Origin of the sequence: Sphingomonas sp. CFBP 13720, from assembly GCF_014842075.1 — a bacterium.
Lineage (GTDB): Bacteria > Pseudomonadota > Alphaproteobacteria > Sphingomonadales > Sphingomonadaceae > Sphingomonas.
The window spans coordinates 103,250-121,679 of sequence record NZ_JACYVA010000002.1 but is presented as its reverse complement, the minus strand read 5'-3'; the positions used below and the strand labels follow the sequence as shown (position 1 = coordinate 121,679).

Genomic DNA, 18,430 nt, shown 5'->3' with positions numbered 1-18,430 from the left:
CGCTGATCAGAAAGGGGCGTTCTTCGGAGCGCCCTTTCTCGTGCTCGAAAGGATTTCGTGATGGACGATGGCAACCCGACCCTTGAGGTTGGCTTCGCGATCGACACCGGCAATTCGTTCGGATCACTGACGCAGTTGGACGATCTGATCGACCGTGCGACAGCCTCGGCCGTCAACGAGTTTGCTAAGGTTGAAAAGGCGTCCGCACGGATGATCAACCTTGGCGGTGCAACTGCCAGTGTGACGTCGTTCAGCGCAGCGGCAACCCGCGAACTGGCCAGCGTCGCGCGTGAGAAGAATCGTGTTGAGAAGGCCGGCGAAGGGTTCATTCGCCAGTTGGAGCGGGAGGCCGCTGCCATCGGCAAGACGCGTGACGAACTGCGCGCTGCGAAAGGTGAGGCGCTCGCGCTGGCGGCCGCGAAAGTCGGCAATACGGACCTCGCTGGCCGTTTGCGTGGAGCGGTCGAGGCCCGGCAAGCTGCTGCGAACCGTGCAGCCGCCGCAGTCGAGGCCGAGGCGAAGGTCGTCCGCGAGGCGGCGCAGGCTTATGCCATGTTCGAAGCTGCTGCCCGGAAAGGCGCTGCCGCTATGCGCGAAGTCGAGGCAGTACGGAAAGCCGAAGCAGCCGCCGCTGAGGCGCAGTCCATTCGTGCGGCTGCGCGAGCGTATGATCTGTTCGAGGCGGCTGCACGACGCGGCGCTGCTGCAATGCGCGAGCAGGAGGCAGCGCAGCGTGCCGCCGATCAGGCACGCCGTGCTGCTATCGCATCGGCCGACAGTTTCGCGGCGAAGCTGGAAGCGGAAGCCACCGCGATCGGGCGCACCAGCGCCGAACTACGCGAGATGGAAGTCGCGCGTCGCGCGGCCGCTGCGGACGAGGCTGGGCTGTCGGATCAGGCGCAGCGCATCCGCGCCGCCGGAGCCGCCTATGCGGAGGCCGAGGCACGCGCCGCCGCACTGGCGGCTCAAGAGCGGCAACTTGCTGTGTCGCTTCGGGAAACGGCTGACGCCGCTCGCGCGGCCGCTGCTGCGCAGGCCGCGCAGGATGCGTCGCTCAACTCGCTCCGATCGTCGATCGATCCCCTTCATGCCACGCAGCAGCGCCTCGGCCGCGAACTGGAAAATGCCGTTCGGCTGTATCGTTCGGGCGCGATCGGGCAGGACGAATACGCCCGCAGCACAACTGAACTGGCTGGCCGTCTGGACGAAGTGCAGCGCGCTCAGGCGCGCGCCAACGCCGGCATCGATGACGGGATCAATAAGCGCAAGCTGAGCGCGGGCGAGATGGCGAACGTCGTCGCGCAGCTGAACGATATCGGCGTCAGTCTGGCCGGTGGGCAGAATCCGTTCCTCGTCCTGATCCAGCAGGGTTCGCAGTTGCAGGGCATCGCCATGCAGAGTGGGCTGGGCATCACCGGCCTCGCGCAAGCCATCCTCGGGCTGGCGATCGTCACCACGCCGACTGTTGCCGCAACGGCCGCGCTGGCGGAAGCGACTGCTGCCCATGCTGCGGCGCAGGTCGCAGCTGCCACGACCGGTTCTGCCGCTGCGGTCGCCGCCGCCGAACTGACGATCGCCAACGAACTCGCGGCGACCGCCACCGCCCAGCATGCGATTGCCGAACAGGCACTGGTCGCGGCGCAGGTCGCGGCTACCGGGGCTGCCGCTACCGACGCCGCAGCACAGGCAGCGCTCGCGACTGCGCAAGCCGCCGCCGCTGTGACCGCTGCCGAACTGACCGCTGCCGAAGCCAGTGTCGCGAGCGCGACGACGGCGTCTGCTGCCGCATCCGAACTCGCAGCCACCGCTGCGGCGCAGCTTGCAGCCGCCCAGACCGCCGCTGCGAACGCAACCGCCGCCGCCGCGCGCACGGCCACTCGGGCGCTGGCACCGTGGCTGACCGCCCTCGTCGTGATCGCCGCGCCGCTCGCCGTTGCCGGTATGGCGTTTAAGCGGTGGAAGGACGACGTCAGCGACGACGCGCACCTGAAGCAGTACGCGGCCAGCCTCGGCCTCACCAAACAGGAGATGAAGAAGCTCGGCGACGTGTCGGTTACGACCGGTGACATGGTCAGCGGCATGTGGACGACGATCCAAGACCGCATGAACATGAAGATCGAAGGCAAGAAGATCATCGACTATCTGTTCGGTCCGAACGACGCGCAGATCGCCATCAACTTCGTGTCGGAAATCTACGGTGTATTCGTCGGCGGATACCGGGCGATGGTCGACCTCTGGGATATGTTCTCGAAACAGTTCGCCGGGTTCTTCAGTTCGTCGTCGGCAGCGGCGGTATCGTCGTTCCAGCCTATCGTTGATGCGGCCGGCGTGGTTGGCAAAACGATCGGCGACTTCTTCGACTGGCTGCTGTCGAAGATCCAGAGCGCAGTCCGGTTCCTGAGCGGCGCGGCTTCGTCGGCCATGCAGGCAATGGGGCTGGATAAGCTGGCTGCGTCAGTAGCCGATACGGCAGGAACGATCGCCACCGCTGTTACGACCCGCGTGACCGGCGCAACCAAGGAAGCCTCGGGCGCGATCAATCGCTTCGCAACGGACGCAGCAGCGGCCGGGGAAAAGGCAGCGCGCAACCGGATCGACAAGAAGGCTGCGGAACTGAAGGCGGATCGGACGCCGGATAAGGCAGACAAGAATAACCATGCCGAGAAGCTGGTACGCGACGCTGAGGCGATCGAGGCGCAGATCCGCAACCTGTACAAGCTGGCGGATGCTTACCGGGTTTCGGATGCGGCGGCGCTGATCGCAGAGGCGCGTGTGAAGGCCGAGAGCGCCGCGATCAAGCAGCGCGCCGACATCGAGGCGTCGGTCGATCGGCAGGTTCGGTTGTCGATCGCCCAGCGCGTCGCGGATTCGGGCAAGGCGATTGCCGGGATGCGTGGGCAGGCCGAGGTGCAGGAGCGGGTCAACGCCATGGTCGCGGCCGGACTGGTCCCGGCGGAGCAGGCGGCAGAACTCATCCGCGCCCAGACCGAAGACCTGCCGCTTCTCGCGGCGATCGAGGCGGCGCGCATGCGTAATCAGATCGGAGACGCGGCAACCGCCACCAAGGCGCTGAACGACCAGCGCGCCGCGCGTCAGCGCCTAACCGACGCTGAGCGGAAGGCAGTGTTCGATACGGCGATGAAGGAAGGTGGCAACCAGCTCGAAGACCTGCGCGAGGAACTGCGACTGGTCGGTGCGACCGACCTCGTACGTGCGCGGGCGCTAACGACGCTACGCGCAACCCGGGAGGCGGCGAAGTTCAAGCCCGAAGATCGGGCCGCGTATATCGACCAGCAGGTTGATATCGCTGTGCAGACCGAGCGCCTTGCCATCGCGCAGCGCGAATGGAACGACGCTCTCACCTTCACCGCCGACCGCTGGGATCTGATTGCACGCAACGTGCAGAATGCTGCGGCCGGGATGGCTGATGCGTTCGGTAAAGTCGGACAATCGATCGGCGATGTCGCGTCGATCTACGCGTCGTATGAAGCTGATCGTGCTCGGCTCAGCACTGAACGCGAGCAGGAGCTTCGGGAAGCGGGGGAAAGTCAGGCAGCCATCGATCGGGCAAATACCCGGTTCGCGTTGCAGTCGGCGACGCAGCAGATCGGCATGTTCGGCGACATGGCGAGCGCCGCGAAGGGGTTCTTCAACGAGAAGAGCAAGGGCTATCAGGTCATGCTTGCAGCCGAAAAGGCGTTCCGTGCGGTGGAGTTCGCCATGTCGGTTCGCGCTATGGCGCAGGACATTCGCGAGACGGCGACGAAGATCGCCAGCGCGGTCGCCCGTACTGCCATCGCGGCGAAGGAAGCCGTCGTGCGCGCGATCAGCAGCATGCCGTTCCCGCTCAACATCGCAGCGGGCGCAGCGACCGTGGCCGCGCTGGCAGCGGTCGGCGTCGGCATCGCTGGCGCGTTCAGCAGCGGTAAGAACTCGTTGCCAAAGTCGAACGAAGGCACCGGCAGCGTGCTGGGCGACAGCGCGGCCAAGAGCGAGAGCATCAAGCGTGCGATCGACGCCCTGAAGGACGTCGACACCCTGACGTTGAACGCTTCGCGCGACATGGCGAACTCGCTACGTTCGATCGACAATCAGATCGGCGGGCTGGCATCTGTGCTGGTGCGCGGCGGCGACATCAATGCGTCGGCGGGTGTGAACGAAGGCTTCAAGACCAACGCGATCGGCTCGGTGCTGAAGGTCGCGGTCCCGATTTTCGGCGGCATGCTCAGTTCGCTGTTCGGCTCGACCACGAGCGTCGTCGCATCCGGCCTGTTCGGCAAGTCGCAGACCATCGGCAGCGTCCTGAACGGCGGGTTCGACGCGCAGACCTATTCGGACGTCGAGAAAAAGAAGAAGTTCCTCGGCATCACGACGGGCAAATCCTATTCGACGCAGTACGGAAATGCTGACGCGACGCTGGAGAACCAGTTCACGCTGATCCTGCGCCAGTTCAACGATGCCATCGCCGCCGCCGCCGGGCCGCTCGGTGCGTCGACCGACGAGGTGCAGCGCCGCCTGAACGGCTTCGTCGTCAACATCGGCAAGATCGATCTGAAGGGTCTGACGGGCACGCAGATACAGGAGAAGCTGGAAGCGGTGTTCGGCGCTGCGGCCGACAGCATGGCGAAGTCCGCTTTCCCCGGCATTGATCGTTTCCAGCAGGTCGGCGAAGGCGCGTTCGAGACGCTGGTTCGCGTCGCCTCGACAGTCGAGGCAGTGACGGCATCGCTGGGCAACCTCGGCGTCGCGGCCGGCGCGCTGAACCTCGACGCAAAGATGGGGCTGGCTGACCAGTTCGAAACCATCGGCGCGCTGACCAATGCGGTCGATGCCTATTTCACCACTTTCTATTCGAAGCAGGAGCAGGCGGCTGCCCGCTCGGCGCAGATGGGCAAGGTGTTCGACAGCCTCGGCGTTACCATGCCGACGACGCTGGCCGGTTTCCGCGCGCTGGTCGACGCGCAGAACCTGACCACGGCAGCAGGTCAGGAGACGTACGCGACCCTGCTGCGGATCGCCCCGGCGTTCGCCCAGCTTCAGTCGACGCTGGAAGGGGCCAAGAGCGCAGCGGACATCCTCAGCGAGCGGCAGGATCTGGAACGGCGGATGCTCGACGTCCGTGGCGATACCGCTGCGCTGCGCGCGCTCGACCTCGCCAAGCTGGATGCCAGCAACCGCGCGCTGCAAATGCAGATTTGGGCGATCGAGGATGCAAAGGAAGCGGCCAGCGCCGCCGACGCGCTGCGGCAGGCGTGGACGTCGGTCGGCGACAGCATCATGGATGAGGTCAAGCGCATCCGTGGCCTAAGCGGTGGCGACGGGGATGGCAGCTTCGCCAACCTGTCGGGGCAGTTCAACGCGGCGTCTGCCGCCGCCCGCGCGGGCGATCAGGATGCGGCAAAGAGCCTGCCGGGCATCTCGCAGGCACTGCTGCGCGCCGCCTCGCTGGTCGCAACGAGCCGTCAGGAAATGGATCGCGTACAGGCTGAAACCGCTGCCAGTCTCGAAGCTACCTATGCCGCAATCAGCCGCAACGCTGCCGCCTCGCCTGCGGCCACGAACGCAGCGATCCTCGCCTCGCTGCCGGGTGCCGCTTCGCAGGCCAAGCCCGCCGCGAACGATGACAGCGCAAACGAGATGCAGCTACTACGACAGGAGATCGCGGCCATGCGCAGCGAGAACAATGCCGGGCATGCCACCACAGCGGCGAATACCGGGCGCGCGGTGCGGATGCTCGACAACGTCACTTCGGAGAGCGGCGGCAACGCGATCAGCGTGGCGAACGTGGCATGAAGGTTGTTCGCGACGACGGCACCGAAATTGACCTCGGCACGACTGAGGACGCGCCGACGATCGGCATCACCGATTTCAGCCGGCGCGTAACCGACGACTTCGGTATCACGACGGTCGTGGAGCGCGGGTTCTCGCGTCGCATGTCGGTCAAGCTCGCGCTGCCATTCGGCCAGGCTGACATTGTGCAGCAGCAACTGGCCGACCTGCGCGCCACGCCAGCCCTTTGGGTCGCCGACGATCGGTTCGCCAGCCTGTCGGTGCGGGGGTTCTACAAAGACTTCTCGCTCGACCTGAACGTGCCGCCACTCAGCTTCTGCACGCTGACGGTCGAGGGGCTTGCGGAGACGACGGTTGTCGCTGATGCGGGCGGCGATCCCGCGCCAGATGGCGTGCCATCGACGCTGCGGCTGATCCAGCCTGTCGCGGTGACCGACGCCGTGCTGACAGCGTCGAGCGTTGCCGAAACTGACCATGCCGAATGGGCAGCTGGCGCGATCTACCCGATTGGCGCGCGCGTCATGAAGGCGGCAACGCATCGCGTTTACGAGAGCGCTGCGGACGGCAACGTCGGGAACGATCCTGCCGGCCTGTCCGGCAAGTGGCTCGACATCGGCGCGACCAACCGGTGGGCAATGTTCGATCAGGCGCTTGGGTCCGAGACGATGGCGGACGCCGCTATCGTGCTGACACTGGATGCCGGCGCGGCGGACGCGCTCGCGCTACTTGATGTCGGCGCATCGGTTATCCGGGTGGAGGCCGACGGCTATGACCGGACGCAGGCGGTCGGTGTCGGGGCGGTGACGTTCTTCGATCTGCCCGACGGCCCGGTCGTCGTGACGATCGCGGGCGACGGGCCGGTTACTGTCGGGACGCTGCTGATCGGCCAACTCGTCGCGCTGGGCGTAACCGAAGCATCGCCGACTGCCGGCATCAACGATTACAGCCGCAAAGAAATCGATGACTTCGGCGCGGTCACGGTCGTGCAGCGCAGCTGGGCGAAGCGGATGGCGGTCAACGCCATGATCCGCAGCGACGCGGTCGACGTGGTCGCCAACCGGATCGCGGCGGTCCGCGCGCGGCCGGCGCTGTGGATCGGTGATGACACGCTCGACAGCCTGACGGTCTATGGATTCTTCAAGGATTTCTCGATCGCGATCGGCGAGCGCGTCAGCAAGCTGTCGCTCACGGTCGAAGGGCTGAGCAAGGCGGCGAAGATCCTGCCCTCCGGCGCGGGAGCGCCGGGCAAGGATGGCGAAGATGGCCGCGATGGGATCGACGGGGTCGACGGAAAGGACGGGTTGAGCGCCCCGCTGGTCCGCACGCAATGGTCGATCGACGGCTCCACCAACTGGCACGACAACTATTTCGGTGCGGATCGCTACTATCGCCAGTCGAACGATGGCGGCGCGACGTGGGGGCCGGCGGTGCTCGGCGTTGGCGAAGACGGAGCGGACGGCCCTTATCTGGATAGTCAGTTCGTTCGATCATCGACCGTACCGGTTGGGCCACCTAGCGAATGGTATGACGGCCCGACACAGGCGGCGATCCGCGATCGCTACTTTGCCGACCACCGTGACGATTACTTCACCGGCGACGCCTTCATGCGCTGCGAACCCGGCGACGTGTACCAGCTGGACGGGTACATCAATGCGACCGCTTCGAATCATCCGTGTCAGATCGGACTGAACTTCCGACTGACGGACGGCACGCTGATCTGGCTGGCGGTCGCATCCTATCCGGCTGGCAGCGCGGGCTTCTACAACGGCACGATCACGGTGCCCGCCAACGCGACACGCATGCGCCCGTGGGCCAACATCAACGGGTTCGGCGACTTCGGTGCGTTCTCTTACCACTTCACGTTGCTGAACCCGCCGCCGTTGTGGCTGTCAACGATCCGCCGCAACGGCGACGGCACGCCTGCTGGCAGCTGGTCCGCCCCGGTGCGGATCAGCGGATCGGACGGCAAGGACGGCGCAGACGGCCGGAACGGGACTGACGGCGCACCCGGCGCGAACGGTGCGGACGGACGAACGACCTACGTCCATTACGCCTATGCCGACAGCCCGAACGGACAGGTGAACTTCACGGTCGACCAGCCCGGCGGGCGGTCGTTCGTCGGCACCTATACCGACTTCATCGCCGTCGACAGCGGCACTGCCAGCGACTATGTCTGGACCGCGTACAAGGGACCGCCAGCGTTCGGCCTGACGGGCAGCGGCGATACGTTCGTCGGCGGCAACTCGCTCATCAAGCAGGGCAGCGGTGGCTGGGATACCGGCGGCGGCTATTCGACCGAAGGCTATCGCGGCGGCGTGCAGTGTTCGTTCGTCGCAGGACAGGGCAGCGGCGCGGATATCATGGCGGGCCTTAACAGTGACCCGGCCGCGAACAACAGCTACGATACCATCGATTACGCGTGGTATCTGGCGGGCGACGGAAACGCCTACATCTATGAGAGCGGGGCGCATGTCGGCGGCGGCATTCCGGGATACGGGCTGGGCACGTTCCAGATCGTCTATGACAACCAGACCATCCGCTACATCTACAACGGGTTCGAGTACCGGAAGATCGCGGTCGCTGCGGACCAGCTGCTTTATCTCGATGCGGCGGTCGCTGGCCCGCCCGGCACGCGACTGGACGCGATCAGCTATGCCGCTGCCGGTGCCGCCGGCAAGGATGGCAAAGACGGCATTCCCGGCACGGACGGCACGAACGGTTCGCCCGGTCGCGACGGCACCAACGGGGTCAACGGATCGAACGGGGCGGACGGCCTGCCGAGCTTCGTTCACTTCGCCTATGCGAACAGCCCGGATGGAACGGCAGACTTCACGATCGGGGCACCAGAGGGCCGCGCTTACATCGGTACCTATGTCGACCACACGGCCGCCGACAGCCCCTTCCCGTCGTCGTATAGCTGGACCCGGCTGCGCGGCATTGATGGCTCGAACGGCATCCCCGGCGCGCCGGGCGCCGACGGGCGGCCCAGCTACATTCACACGGCCTATGCGAACAGTGCCGACGGGACCGTCGACTTCCACCTGTTCGACGCGACCGGGCGGACGTATCTCGGCGTGTACGTCGACTTCGTGCAGGCCGACAGCCCGGAGCCGGGGGACTACGTATGGTCGCTGATCCGGGGGGATGACGGCACCTCGCCCTTCGCGCTCGACCTCGGCAGCTATGTCGTCGTCGTCAACGCGACGTACAACGGCGTGACGAAAGCCGGGCAGTTGCCGCGCAACGTCGCAGTGAGCGTAAAGCAGGGCACGACTGACATGCTCGGCGCGGTTGCCATCGGCGTGTCGACGTCGAGCGGCATCGCGGCCAGCTACGGCAACGGGATCGTTTCAATCACGCAGATTAATGCCGATGGATATGTCGAGGTGTCAGCTACACGAGACGGGATCAACCTCGTCGCGCCAAAACGCATCGCAGTATCGCGTAATCTCGACGCGCCCCCGCCGCAGACGGCAACGGGGCAGACCATCAAGGGCGCCAACGGAAACCCGGACTCAACGTCGTTCCTTGCGTTCCCCAGCGGCCTGATTGCTACCGTTGCCGTTCCCGCCAGCGGGCAGATGCCGATCCTCGTCTATGCCGATTACAGCGTCGTCGCGAATTACTCGGTCGCTAATCAGACGTACGCCGCGCAGTTCAAGGTCGTGTACCGCCCGGCGGGCGGCGGGGGCGCTTGGTCCGATCTGACGCCGGGCATCAGCGGCACCACTGCCTCTTGGAGCCGGTCGACGGAAGAATATGAGACCGGCGAAGCATCCTATTCCCAGAACGTCAGCATGCCGGGCGGGGCGACGTTCGAGTTCGCGCTGATGATCCGTAAGCTGGCGGGGAACGCTGGGGCGCAGGGCTTCGACGCAACGATGAGGATCGGCGTATGATAGACAACGTGACGGTCACGGATGAAGCCGGCACGGTGCTGGCGCAGATCCTTGTCCCGGCGGGCGGCACCCCTGCGCAAGCTGGTTGGCCGACCAGCCCGAAGCACCGGTTCTTTACCGTACCCAAGCGCGGCGAGCAGGAGAGCCAGCGCTTCAACTTCGCAGCCGGGAAATGGGAGGATGCGCCTTCCCTGATCGAAGCGCAGCTCATTGCCGCGATCAAGGATGAAGCCGAGCGCCGCAAGATGACGATGGCGACGCCCGGCGGCATGAAGAAAACGATCTATGCCGCCAAGCAGGCCGAGGTCGAGGCGTTCAACGCGATGGGCAACAGCGTCGCGCAGATACTGACCGCCCTGACGACCCTGACGCCGATCAAGCGCACCCGGCGATTCCGATATGCGCTGGCCGAGGCGGCGCTGCGTGGCGAACCGACGATCGACGCGGCTATCGCCCGGTTCGCAGCCGGCGCGGACGCCTCTCACGCGATCGTGTCGCGCATCGAAGCGGCCGAGCAGGTCGGCGTCGACAACGTGAAGGCGGCAGCGACCGCCGCTGCCAAGCGTGCCGCTGCTGCCGCCATCGTCTGGCCTGCCTGAACCAAACCGAAAGGACTGCCGATATGACATCGCTCTTCCGGGCGCGCTGGTGCGCGCCAACATGACCGCCAACAGCCTCGCCGCGCAGACGGTCGCCAACGCGCCGCCGTCGCTCGCGCCGCCATCGTTCAACGACGGCGCGTCTCTGTTCCTGTTCAACCTGTTCCTGATGACGGCCGCGATGTTCCTGGGGGGCATGCTCGTGTTCCGGCAGCTAAGCCGGATCTGGGCGCAGCGGCGGTTCGATCACCCGCTCGATCCGGTCAGCCTATACCGGCTCATCACCGTCATGGCTGGTATTGGCCTGACCCTGCGGTGCGGTGCGGAAGCAATGTACCTGTGGGGCTGGGCACCGAACGACCCGACAACGGTCGCCCGCGTGCTGATGGCGAAACGCTGGATCGATCCGTTCGCAGTGATCGCCGGCATGACGTGGATGACGATCGTCATGCTGGGCGAGCCGGGGATTGAGTGCCAGCTGCGGAAGGCACCGCTGCCGGTCGATATGTGGTCCCGCTGGCCAACACTGGCGCGCGCGCTCGGCATCGTGATCCTGAGCTTCGTCGCAGCCGCATCGGCGGTGATCCTCCGGTGAAGCTACAGTCGGCGCTGGGGGCGGCGGCTGCAACTCCCCTCCCGGTGGTCTGGAACCTGTTCGGTCTGGGCTATCGGTTCGAAGCCGGTCCGTTCGTCGTCAGCATCCTTGTCGTGCTGATTACGCGGCTGTGTGTCTTCCTCAACACGAAGGGCCGTAAGCAGGTCTTTCTCGACGCTGCGGTGACGTTCCTGTGCTGCGTGATCGCAGCGCTGTGGACGCAGGCCCATTCGCTGAACCTTCTTCCGGCCGCCGTCAGCGCGATGACGATCGCCGGTATCGGGTACGGCCTGATCGGTATCGGCAAGAGTCAGTTCCTCGCTGCCGTGCGCGGTGGGTTCGACACGTTCGTAAAGGGCATGGCGAGCGATGCTCCACCGACGCCCGAGGCGGACGGCGACGCGATCGCACGGCTGACCGAGGATCTGAAGAAGGTCGAATAAGGCCCCCGCCCGCGAGGCTTCGCGGGCGGGGGCAAAGGTAGGTCTCACTTGCGGTGAGGCGGCCGGCTACGCGGCGAATCGGTCGCCGTCAAACACATAGATGAACAGGAGCATAACCATGACGACGGCAGAACCGGCGTGGCTGAAAGCTGCGCGCTCGAAACTCGGCACGCGGGAAGCCCCCGGCCCGGCGAACAGCCCGACGATCATGGGCTGGGTCAAGCGACTGGGCACGAAGGCGCTTGGGATCGTCTACAACGCGGACAGCGTGCCATGGTGCGGCGTGTTCGTCGCAGCCTGCATGCAGGAGGCCGGCTTGCCGACCGCGCCGATCGCGGTGCGCGCGTCGGCATGGGCGAACTACGGCCAGCGCCTGCGGTTCGAACGCCTCGCGCCGGGCGCTATCCTTGTCTTCCAGCGTCCCGGTGGCGGACACGTCGGGTTCTACGTCGGCGAAGACGCTGCCGCCTATCACGTGCTGGGCGGCAATCAGGGCGACGCGGTGAGCGTCATGCGGATCGCGAAGGACCGATGCATCGCGGCGCGGTGGCCAACCGGGGTGGTCGTCGCTGGCAAGCCAGTGTTGCTGGGGACAAACGGCGCGGCCGTTTCGCGGAATGAAGCGTGATGTTGCTTCGCCGCCTGTGGTGGCTCGTGCCGATCGTGGCGCTGGCCGCTGGCTGGCTGTGGACTGATCGCAAGCTGGCCGATGCCCGCCTGACGATCGCCAACGAGCGGCAGGCGCATATCCAGAACGTGGCCGACGCTGACCGCGCGAAGGCGGCGGCCGAGGTCCGCTATGCGTCGGCGCTCGCCGATGCCGCCGACCAGTACGCGGCGCGGCTTACCGCCCGCGATCCGATCATCCTCAAATCCACGGACACGGTGACACGATATGCACAGACTGATGCTGGCCGCGCTCGCTGTCGCGGCGCTGACCGGGTGCGCGCGATCGACGAGCTCGATGCCGAGCTTGCCGAACCTCCCGCCACCGCCAGCAGCGGCGCTGACACCCTGTCAACCGACGCCACAACACCGCCAGTCCGACGGTAGCGCCACGGCCGCTGACGACGACGCGACGATCCGCGATGGCCGGTTCGATCTGGCATCGTGCGACGACAAGCGGAAGTTGCTGGTCGAGGCGTGGCCGCGATGATCGCGGGGCCGGTTGTGGTCGTGCCGATCAGGCGTCGGCCAAGGCCCCGTCATCCGCGAAGTCGGCGACGCTCCGCACCTCCACGACGTAGCGGCCACCTGCGACCGCCGCAGCCTGTTCCAGTTGCGCGACGGTGCTGGCGTGGGTCAGATCGAGCAGCCGATCTGCTTGCCGAGGGTTCACCGCCATAGCGCGGGCAAGGTCTGCCTTGCGCCAGCCACGTTCGCGCATTGTCGCGTAAATGCCCAGTTTCAGCGACGCGAGCAGGCTCGGACTGACACCGTGGCGCCGACCGATCGCCGATGGCGCGGGGATTTCCCGGCGGTCGGCGATGTAGCCGTTCAAAGCGGTTTCCAGCGCGTCGACCGCGTTGGCGAGCGCCTCGGCCTCGTCATCGCCGAACGAAACGGCTTCAGGAACATCGGGGAAGGTCACCATCACGGTGTCGTTGTCGTCTGGGGTCAGTTCGACGGGGTAGTAGAGCATCTTGCCATCCTTGGCCTGTGGTAGGGTAGGGGGTCGACCCCGGGCTTATTCCAGTCCGAGGTCTTTTTTGATTTTCCGCATCAACCCGGTGCCGAGTTGCTTCGCGCCGCCGTGCTGGGGAAGGACCGAAGTCTTACCGTCGCGGCGGCAGAGAAGGTGTCCGCCCTTGCCCGGTTCGAAGGTGGTCCCCTGCTTGGCGAGGTAGCGGCGGAATTGATCGCTGTTCATGCATTCTGTATAGACACAGGTGTCTATAGACGCAAGTGTCTATAGACAGGAATGTCGCTTTTTTCCGCTTGGGTTTGTCTTTTCACTCGGCATGCTTCCACCGACGCGGCGGGCTGCTACCACCGGCTGATGGACCGAACCGTAGCCATCGCCCTACAAGTCCTAGACGAAGCGTTCTGGCCGGCCGCGAAAGAACCGCAGCAGACGTCGGCAGTTCGGCTCGCGCTCCACGTCCTGCGACCGCACGCGCCAAAGCAATGGCTGATCGACTACTGGGAAGCTGCGGGTTCTGCGGACCCGATCAGCCGGCAGCAGAACATGATGCGGTGCCTGAACGGGATACGGGCGCGGGTGAAGCCCGCCGAGCGCTAGGGCCGACCTGTTACGCGCGTTACGTGTGGTAACGGGTGAGCGGGTGAAACGAATCGACCCTAGTGCCGCTATGCTGATCTTTCGGCTCAGTTGGCGACCATGTTTCCTCCGCCCACTGCGCGAAGCCATTCGAGGGGGCCGGACTGGGCATGAAGCGGCATTGACCGATGGTATCCAATGCCTTCTAACCCTCATCGTTCACAAGTCGGGGGGGGGCAAGTGTCTGATATTCCTACAATGCAGGCAGTGGAAATCGGTCGGATTTTTCTCGATCTAGAAAACCCTCGGCATGAATTATACGAAAACGAGGCTCAGGTTATCGACTATCTCTGTCGGTACGAGAACATTTTTCCGCTTGCGAAAGATATCGTTCAGAACGGTCTGAACCCGCTTGAACTATTGGCTATTATTCCGGACGAGGGAAGCGGAAGCGGTAAGGAGCGTAAGCCATCTTTCACAGTTGCTGAAGGTAATAGGCGTTTGTGTGCGCTGAAGCTTCTGGACGATCCTGAAAGATCGCCCGCGAAAATGCGAAAAAGTTTTTCTGATCTAGGAGAAGGTTGGCCGGGTGTCGGCGAACTCACCTGCATGGTATTCTCTGACCGCGACGCTGTGCGCCTTTGGTTGAGTCGTATTCATGAAGGCGAGCAAGGCGGCATTGGCCGTAAGAAGTGGAACTCAGATCAAACGGCGCGTCACAGCGGCGGTAGCAAAAACAAGCTTGCGCTCGCCGTACTCGACTACGCAGAATCCGAGGGTTTGATCACGACAGAAGGGCGCAAAGGGCGGCTTACAACTGTTCAGCGTTACCTTAACAATCCGCTTGTGCGCGAAGCTATTGGCATCGATGGTTCGAACGTGAACGACATTAGCCGGAATAGGTCTAAGCCCAACTTCGATATGTTACTCCGAAAATTCCTAGATGACTTAGGGACTGGCAGCGTAAACAGCCGCGCCAATAAGGATCAGCACACGGCGTACGCCCGGGAACTTGGCGCGATGCGTGGTCAAACGCACGAGCGAACCGAGCCAACGTCGCTGACCCCGTCAGCGCGGACAAGCTTCGAAACTGATCCAAAGAAAAGTCGTCCGAAAAAACGTAAGCCTCCTCGGTATGTGTCCTACGATACCGACGTGATGGATGCGTTAGAAGGGCTGGGGGGTGACAAGCTACCCAACCTTTATAGTTCTATCTGCTCAGTCGCCCTCGACGCGCATACGCCCTTAGTGGCCATCGGGGCGTGGGCATTCTTAGAGTCTTTGACAGCTAAGGCTGGGCGCAACGTCGGCACCGACTTTCCGTCGTTTTTTAGCAAGCAGCGGTTGAAAGATTACGGGCTGCCGACCGGCAAGGGGGACAAGGCGATCATGGAAGCGCTACGCCGGGTATCAACCTCAGGTGATGTCACGAAGCACGACGGCGGCGCTGCTTTCTTCAATGGCGAGCAGCTCGTTAACGATATGGAAACATTGAAGAAACTGATTATCGGGTGCGCTGCCGAGGCCGTCAGCTGACTGACGCTTCGAGTTGTGGCCGCCCCATCCAGATTGTGATATTGAAGCTCTATGTCCTCGCGTTCTTTTTCTCCGCTCCGCTACCCTGGCGGTAAATCGTGCTTGTACGATTTGATGGCGGACGTGCTGCGCTTGAACCGCCTAGATCGGGGCCATTACGCAGAGCCCTACGCCGGCGGCGCGGGATTAGCACTATCATTGCTCTTTGGCGGCCACGTCAGTGACGTCCATTTGAACGATGTTGACCGTACAATCTGGGCCTTTTGGAACGCAGTCCTGAACGACACCGCCGCTCTGACGGAGAAGATTGCCGAAACGCCTGTGACTATATCGGAATGGCACCGGCAGCGTGACATTTATCTCCATCAGAGCGATTACGACGATCTGACGGTAGGCTTTGCAACCTTCTTTCTAAACCGGACTAACCGTTCGGGAATAATTAAAGGAGCTGGCGTCATCGGTGGGTTGGATCAGCAAGGAAACTATAAAATAGACTGCCGTTTTAATCGTAATGATTTGGTTAGACGAATAAACAGGATTGCAAAATACCGGTCTAGAATCCACTTCTATAGGTCCGATGCTCTCCTATTCGTTGAGAAGATGGAAAGCGATCTACCCGATCGGTCTTTTTTCTGTATCGATCCTCCGTATTTTAATAAAGGTTCTAGCCTTTACACCAGCTACTATGATCCTGCTGATCACTTGGCGGTTAGTCAGGCTGTTTTGGGTTTGACCCGGCCGTGGATACTTACCTACGACAACACCCCAGAGATATCCCATCTTTACAAATCGCGCCGACAGTTCAGCTTTGACGTCAACTACTCGGTCCAAACGAAGCGGATAGGAACTGAGCTCCTTGTCGCGTCGAAGGGTTTGAAACTACCGCCGGAAGTGCGGGAAAGGATCTTTTATCGTCCGCAGTACCGGTGACCGGGACGCGACGGTCTACGAGGCTCCCGTTGTCTCAAGGTATGCGCAGCGCGGCTGACGGCAGTCGCAAGGCCGCTAGTACCGCATTGCCTCCGCACAACATCGCCTATCCCGTCGACCTATCGGGTCCAAGAATCGTGTGATCGGTGCAGCTGATGAGAAAGCGAAGGTCGCCGAAGGTGAAGCCGCTTTCTTCATCCAGCCAATCGCTGTCGTCCAACGCAGTGCCTAAAAGCGCGACAGCGCGCGCGCGAATCGCATCAAGTTTCTGCCGTGGCGTTTCCATCTAGCGGCTCCAAAAAGAAGGCTGGTGTAAACCGCGTGTAAACCGTCGCAAGGGCTGGGCCGCTAACTGCTTGATTTAATGGTCGGGGAGACAGGATTCGAACCTGCGACATCCTGCTCCCAAAGCACGATGTCGCTTTTCCCGCTAATACTTGCCTAACGCTACGTTGCATCTATGACGTCCGTTATAGATGATCCTAGATTTCGTAGAAAATCGATCGCTTCACCTACGTCATCACTATAGATGGGCCAAAGCTCGATCCCTCCCAGTGCGGGATTTACGTCCGCCTCGTGCGCGATTCGGTTCCGTAGATCCACAACACGTTTTAGCGTAGCCTTGCAATCCTTCGCAGTGGTCCCCGCATGAGCCGCAATTTTTTCCCAACAATCTTCGACTAAGTGACGTAGTATTTCCGCGATCTTATCTGGTGCGACAAACGATTTATAGGAATTCTCTGTTCTTATGCTCTGTTCAATAAGGGCAGACTGAGTATACCCCGTCGCGACGACGGTGTTGTACGATACTCGTAAAAAATTGACAGGCTGGTTCAGCGATAGTCTATGGAGAACCTCGGTTCGGTAAATATCGTGCACTAGAAGGTCAAAAGAACTCACGCTTAGTATGACGGCCGATCTGAGGATGTCATCGCAGTTGAGTGCCTTCGGTGCATTTGCTTTCAAATATTCATATATGGAACGTAACGCTGCAGCGCGGGCGCATCCTTCGGAAAAGGTCCGATGGCATTGAATGAGATGCGCCTTCATTCCAAGATACGCATGATCTTATTAGCCCCAACCCGATATAGATCGTTGAACCCCTCAGCACTTTCGACTTGGCTGTTTGCTACCGATCCAGAGTTTTTTATGTCATCGCGTGTCAGATCAAACACTGGCTTCGACAGCGACTGTGAGATGGCAATCAAACTGTTGAAGTCGGGAACTTCCAAGAGGAAATCTCCCAAAGCTGCGCCAGCGGTACCATACACGGAAGCATCAAATAGTAGACGGCTTTGATCAAGTGCGGGAATGAATGCCTCTGCCTTAACAGCCAAAAGCGCATCAAACCATTTCTGGTACGCACGAGTTGGTGCGGCAGCTTTGCCGTCCCGCGATCGGACGCGGTAGTTCTGAACGATAGAGCCTACATACTTTGGTACCTTGTTCGGCCAAGGATATGCCGAGTCCTGCAACTCTGCCTGTTGTCCAGCACGTTCAGACCAACTCATCCACTTGGGCAGCGTACGGGACAAAGAGCGTAGGGCCATTGCCGAAAAGAAATCGGGTGCCATGGGGATGATAAACGCATCACTGGTTGCAAATAGATTCTGGTTTAATGCGCCAAGACTTGGACTCATATCAACAAGCACATAGTCCGCGTTCACTGTCGCGGCAGTCAGATCAAGAACCCATCGCAGCGAGCCGGGAATGTTTTGCAAGGCAGAAAGAGACGTCGATAGCTCATGAGCGATAGCGAGTTGGCTTTCGTATTCGGCTAGTCCCACATGCCCCGGTAGCACGAAAAGATTGTCGCGACCTTGAACCGGTTGTAGTTCAACCGGAGCAAGGGGTATCGGACGAGCTTCAAAAGCAGGAGCTAGCCCATCCCGCATATTCAATGCTCGACCTCGTTCCTCGTATGGGTAGTCATCTTGATGACTGTAGTCGAGGAGCAATCCCGTGAGGTTACACTGGGGATCGCAATCGACCAACACCACAGTTTTACCCAACTCTGCTAGCATCCATCCGAGATGGAATACCGACGTGGTTTTAGACACACCGCCTTTGTGATTGAAGAATGCAATTTGCTTGTGAGCCACACTAGTCCCCCTGTTGCCGGCGGAGCGTAAACAGCAGATTTTCATGGGGCAAGCCGTTACCTATGCAAACTTTGCAGGGCATGGGACCGCGCTAAGATAGGCCAGCGGCCACCGCGCTTCATCTTAGGGTGTGGCGTCGAGCTTCCGCAGGGCTGCGGTAAGACTGCGGTAAATATACTGAATTTTCGGTATTCGTTCTATACACGTTCCACGCGGCCGCTCGCTATAAATGGCGCAAACGCGCGCTTTTCCTTCCACAGCGTTTCGTTGACATCGCAGGGGTCGCAAGTTCAATCCTTGCCGCGCCCACCATTT

Annotated in this window: 15 protein-coding genes; 10 read left to right on the top strand and 5 right to left on the bottom strand. The window is 62.3% G+C overall.

What is annotated here, in order from left to right; genetic code table 11:
• Positions 1-60: 60 nt before the first annotated feature.
• The 7 genes from IFT55_RS05635 (at position 61) to IFT55_RS05605 (ending at position 12,379) form a co-directional block, all read left to right on the top strand.
• Positions 61-5,793, top strand: coding sequence for a hypothetical protein (locus IFT55_RS05635; protein WP_192089940.1), 5,733 nt, complete (start codon positions 61-63; stop codon positions 5,791-5,793).
• A complete protein-coding gene (locus IFT55_RS05630) occupies positions 5,790-9,689 on the top strand; it encodes a hypothetical protein (RefSeq protein ID WP_192089938.1) in 3,900 nt (1,299 codons plus the stop codon). The genes IFT55_RS05635 and IFT55_RS05630 overlap by 4 nt, the downstream gene beginning before the upstream one ends.
• Positions 9,690-9,697: 8 nt before the next feature.
• The gene (locus IFT55_RS05625; protein WP_192089936.1) at positions 9,698-10,288 is read left to right on the top strand and encodes a hypothetical protein; all 591 of its coding nucleotides are present in this window, start codon (positions 9,698-9,700) and stop codon (positions 10,286-10,288) included.
• Positions 10,254-10,883, top strand: a complete 630-nt coding sequence (locus tag IFT55_RS05620) for a hypothetical protein (protein ID WP_342029238.1) — start codon at positions 10,254-10,256, stop codon at positions 10,881-10,883. The genes IFT55_RS05625 and IFT55_RS05620 overlap by 35 nt, the downstream gene beginning before the upstream one ends.
• Positions 10,880-11,326, top strand: coding sequence for a hypothetical protein (locus IFT55_RS05615; protein WP_192089934.1), 447 nt, complete (start codon positions 10,880-10,882; stop codon positions 11,324-11,326). Before IFT55_RS05620 ends, IFT55_RS05615 begins: the two co-directional genes overlap by 4 nt.
• Before the next feature lie 118 nt (positions 11,327-11,444).
• Positions 11,445-11,954 (top strand): TIGR02594 family protein, encoded by a 510-nt coding sequence (locus IFT55_RS05610; RefSeq protein ID WP_197976338.1) that lies wholly within the window; start codon positions 11,445-11,447, stop codon positions 11,952-11,954.
• The gene (locus tag IFT55_RS05605) at positions 11,954-12,379 is read left to right on the top strand and encodes a hypothetical protein (protein ID WP_192089930.1); all 426 of its coding nucleotides are present in this window, start codon (positions 11,954-11,956) and stop codon (positions 12,377-12,379) included. Before IFT55_RS05610 ends, IFT55_RS05605 begins: the two co-directional genes overlap by 1 nt.
• A 130-nt stretch (positions 12,380-12,509) precedes the next feature.
• On the opposite strand, the gene IFT55_RS05600 is transcribed toward IFT55_RS05605, so the two are convergent.
• Both IFT55_RS05600 and IFT55_RS05595 read right to left on the bottom strand, forming a co-directional pair.
• Entirely contained in the window at positions 12,510-12,968 is a 459-nt protein-coding gene (locus tag IFT55_RS05600) for a type II toxin-antitoxin system HicB family antitoxin (RefSeq protein ID WP_192089929.1), read from the bottom strand.
• A 45-nt stretch (positions 12,969-13,013) separates the two neighbouring features.
• Positions 13,014-13,196 carry a type II toxin-antitoxin system HicA family toxin gene (locus tag IFT55_RS05595; RefSeq protein ID WP_192089927.1) on the bottom strand — a complete coding sequence of 61 codons (183 nt, stop codon included), beginning with the start codon at positions 13,194-13,196 and terminating at the stop codon, positions 13,014-13,016.
• Between the two features lie 51 nt (positions 13,197-13,247).
• Here IFT55_RS05595 and IFT55_RS05590 point away from each other — a divergent pair, with 51 nt between their 5' ends.
• From IFT55_RS05590 to IFT55_RS05580, 3 genes are all read left to right on the top strand, one after another.
• Positions 13,248-13,568 (top strand): hypothetical protein, encoded by a 321-nt coding sequence (locus tag IFT55_RS05590; protein ID WP_192089925.1) that lies wholly within the window; start codon positions 13,248-13,250, stop codon positions 13,566-13,568.
• Positions 13,569-13,787: 219 nt separating this feature from the next.
• Positions 13,788-15,083 (top strand): hypothetical protein, encoded by a 1,296-nt coding sequence (locus IFT55_RS05585; protein WP_192089923.1) that lies wholly within the window; start codon positions 13,788-13,790, stop codon positions 15,081-15,083.
• A 51-nt stretch (positions 15,084-15,134) separates the two neighbouring features.
• Positions 15,135-16,013, top strand: coding sequence for a DNA adenine methylase (locus IFT55_RS05580; RefSeq protein ID WP_192089921.1), 879 nt, complete (start codon positions 15,135-15,137; stop codon positions 16,011-16,013).
• A gap of 106 nt (positions 16,014-16,119) precedes the next feature.
• On the opposite strand, the gene IFT55_RS05575 is transcribed toward IFT55_RS05580, so the two are convergent.
• From IFT55_RS05575 to IFT55_RS05565, 3 genes are all read right to left on the bottom strand, one after another.
• Positions 16,120-16,299 carry a hypothetical protein gene (locus tag IFT55_RS05575; RefSeq protein WP_192089919.1) on the bottom strand — a complete coding sequence of 60 codons (180 nt, stop codon included), beginning with the start codon at positions 16,297-16,299 and terminating at the stop codon, positions 16,120-16,122.
• 161 nt (positions 16,300-16,460) lie between these two features.
• Positions 16,461-17,063, bottom strand: a complete 603-nt coding sequence (locus IFT55_RS17765; RefSeq protein WP_192089917.1) for a HEPN domain-containing protein — start codon at positions 17,061-17,063, stop codon at positions 16,461-16,463.
• Positions 17,060-18,115, bottom strand: coding sequence for an AAA family ATPase (locus tag IFT55_RS05565; RefSeq protein ID WP_192089915.1), 1,056 nt, complete (start codon positions 18,113-18,115; stop codon positions 17,060-17,062). Before IFT55_RS05565 ends, IFT55_RS17765 begins: the two co-directional genes overlap by 4 nt.
• Between the last annotated feature and the right edge of the window lie 315 nt (positions 18,116-18,430).

What these genes read in the sequence shown, in the direction of transcription:
- IFT55_RS05635 (WP_192089940.1), top strand. Translation starts at nt 61, where the DNA reads ATGGACGATGGCAACCCGACCCTTGAGGTTGGCTTCGCGATCGACACC.
- IFT55_RS05630 (WP_192089938.1), top strand. Translation starts at nt 5,790, where the DNA reads ATGAAGGTTGTTCGCGACGACGGCACCGAAATTGACCTCGGCACGACT.
- IFT55_RS05610 (WP_197976338.1), top strand. Translation starts at nt 11,445, where the DNA reads ATGACGACGGCAGAACCGGCGTGGCTGAAAGCTGCGCGCTCGAAACTC.
- IFT55_RS05605 (WP_192089930.1), top strand. Translation starts at nt 11,954, where the DNA reads ATGTTGCTTCGCCGCCTGTGGTGGCTCGTGCCGATCGTGGCGCTGGCC.
- IFT55_RS05600 (WP_192089929.1), bottom strand. Translation starts at nt 12,968, where the DNA reads ATGCTCTACTACCCCGTCGAACTGACCCCAGACGACAACGACACCGTG.
- IFT55_RS05595 (WP_192089927.1), bottom strand. Translation starts at nt 13,196, where the DNA reads ATGAACAGCGATCAATTCCGCCGCTACCTCGCCAAGCAGGGGACCACC.
- IFT55_RS05590 (WP_192089925.1), top strand. Translation starts at nt 13,248, where the DNA reads ATGTCGCTTTTTTCCGCTTGGGTTTGTCTTTTCACTCGGCATGCTTCC.
- IFT55_RS05580 (WP_192089921.1), top strand. Translation starts at nt 15,135, where the DNA reads ATGTCCTCGCGTTCTTTTTCTCCGCTCCGCTACCCTGGCGGTAAATCG.
- IFT55_RS05575 (WP_192089919.1), bottom strand. Translation starts at nt 16,299, where the DNA reads ATGGAAACGCCACGGCAGAAACTTGATGCGATTCGCGCGCGCGCTGTC.
- IFT55_RS17765 (WP_192089917.1), bottom strand. Translation starts at nt 17,063, where the DNA reads ATGAAGGCGCATCTCATTCAATGCCATCGGACCTTTTCCGAAGGATGC.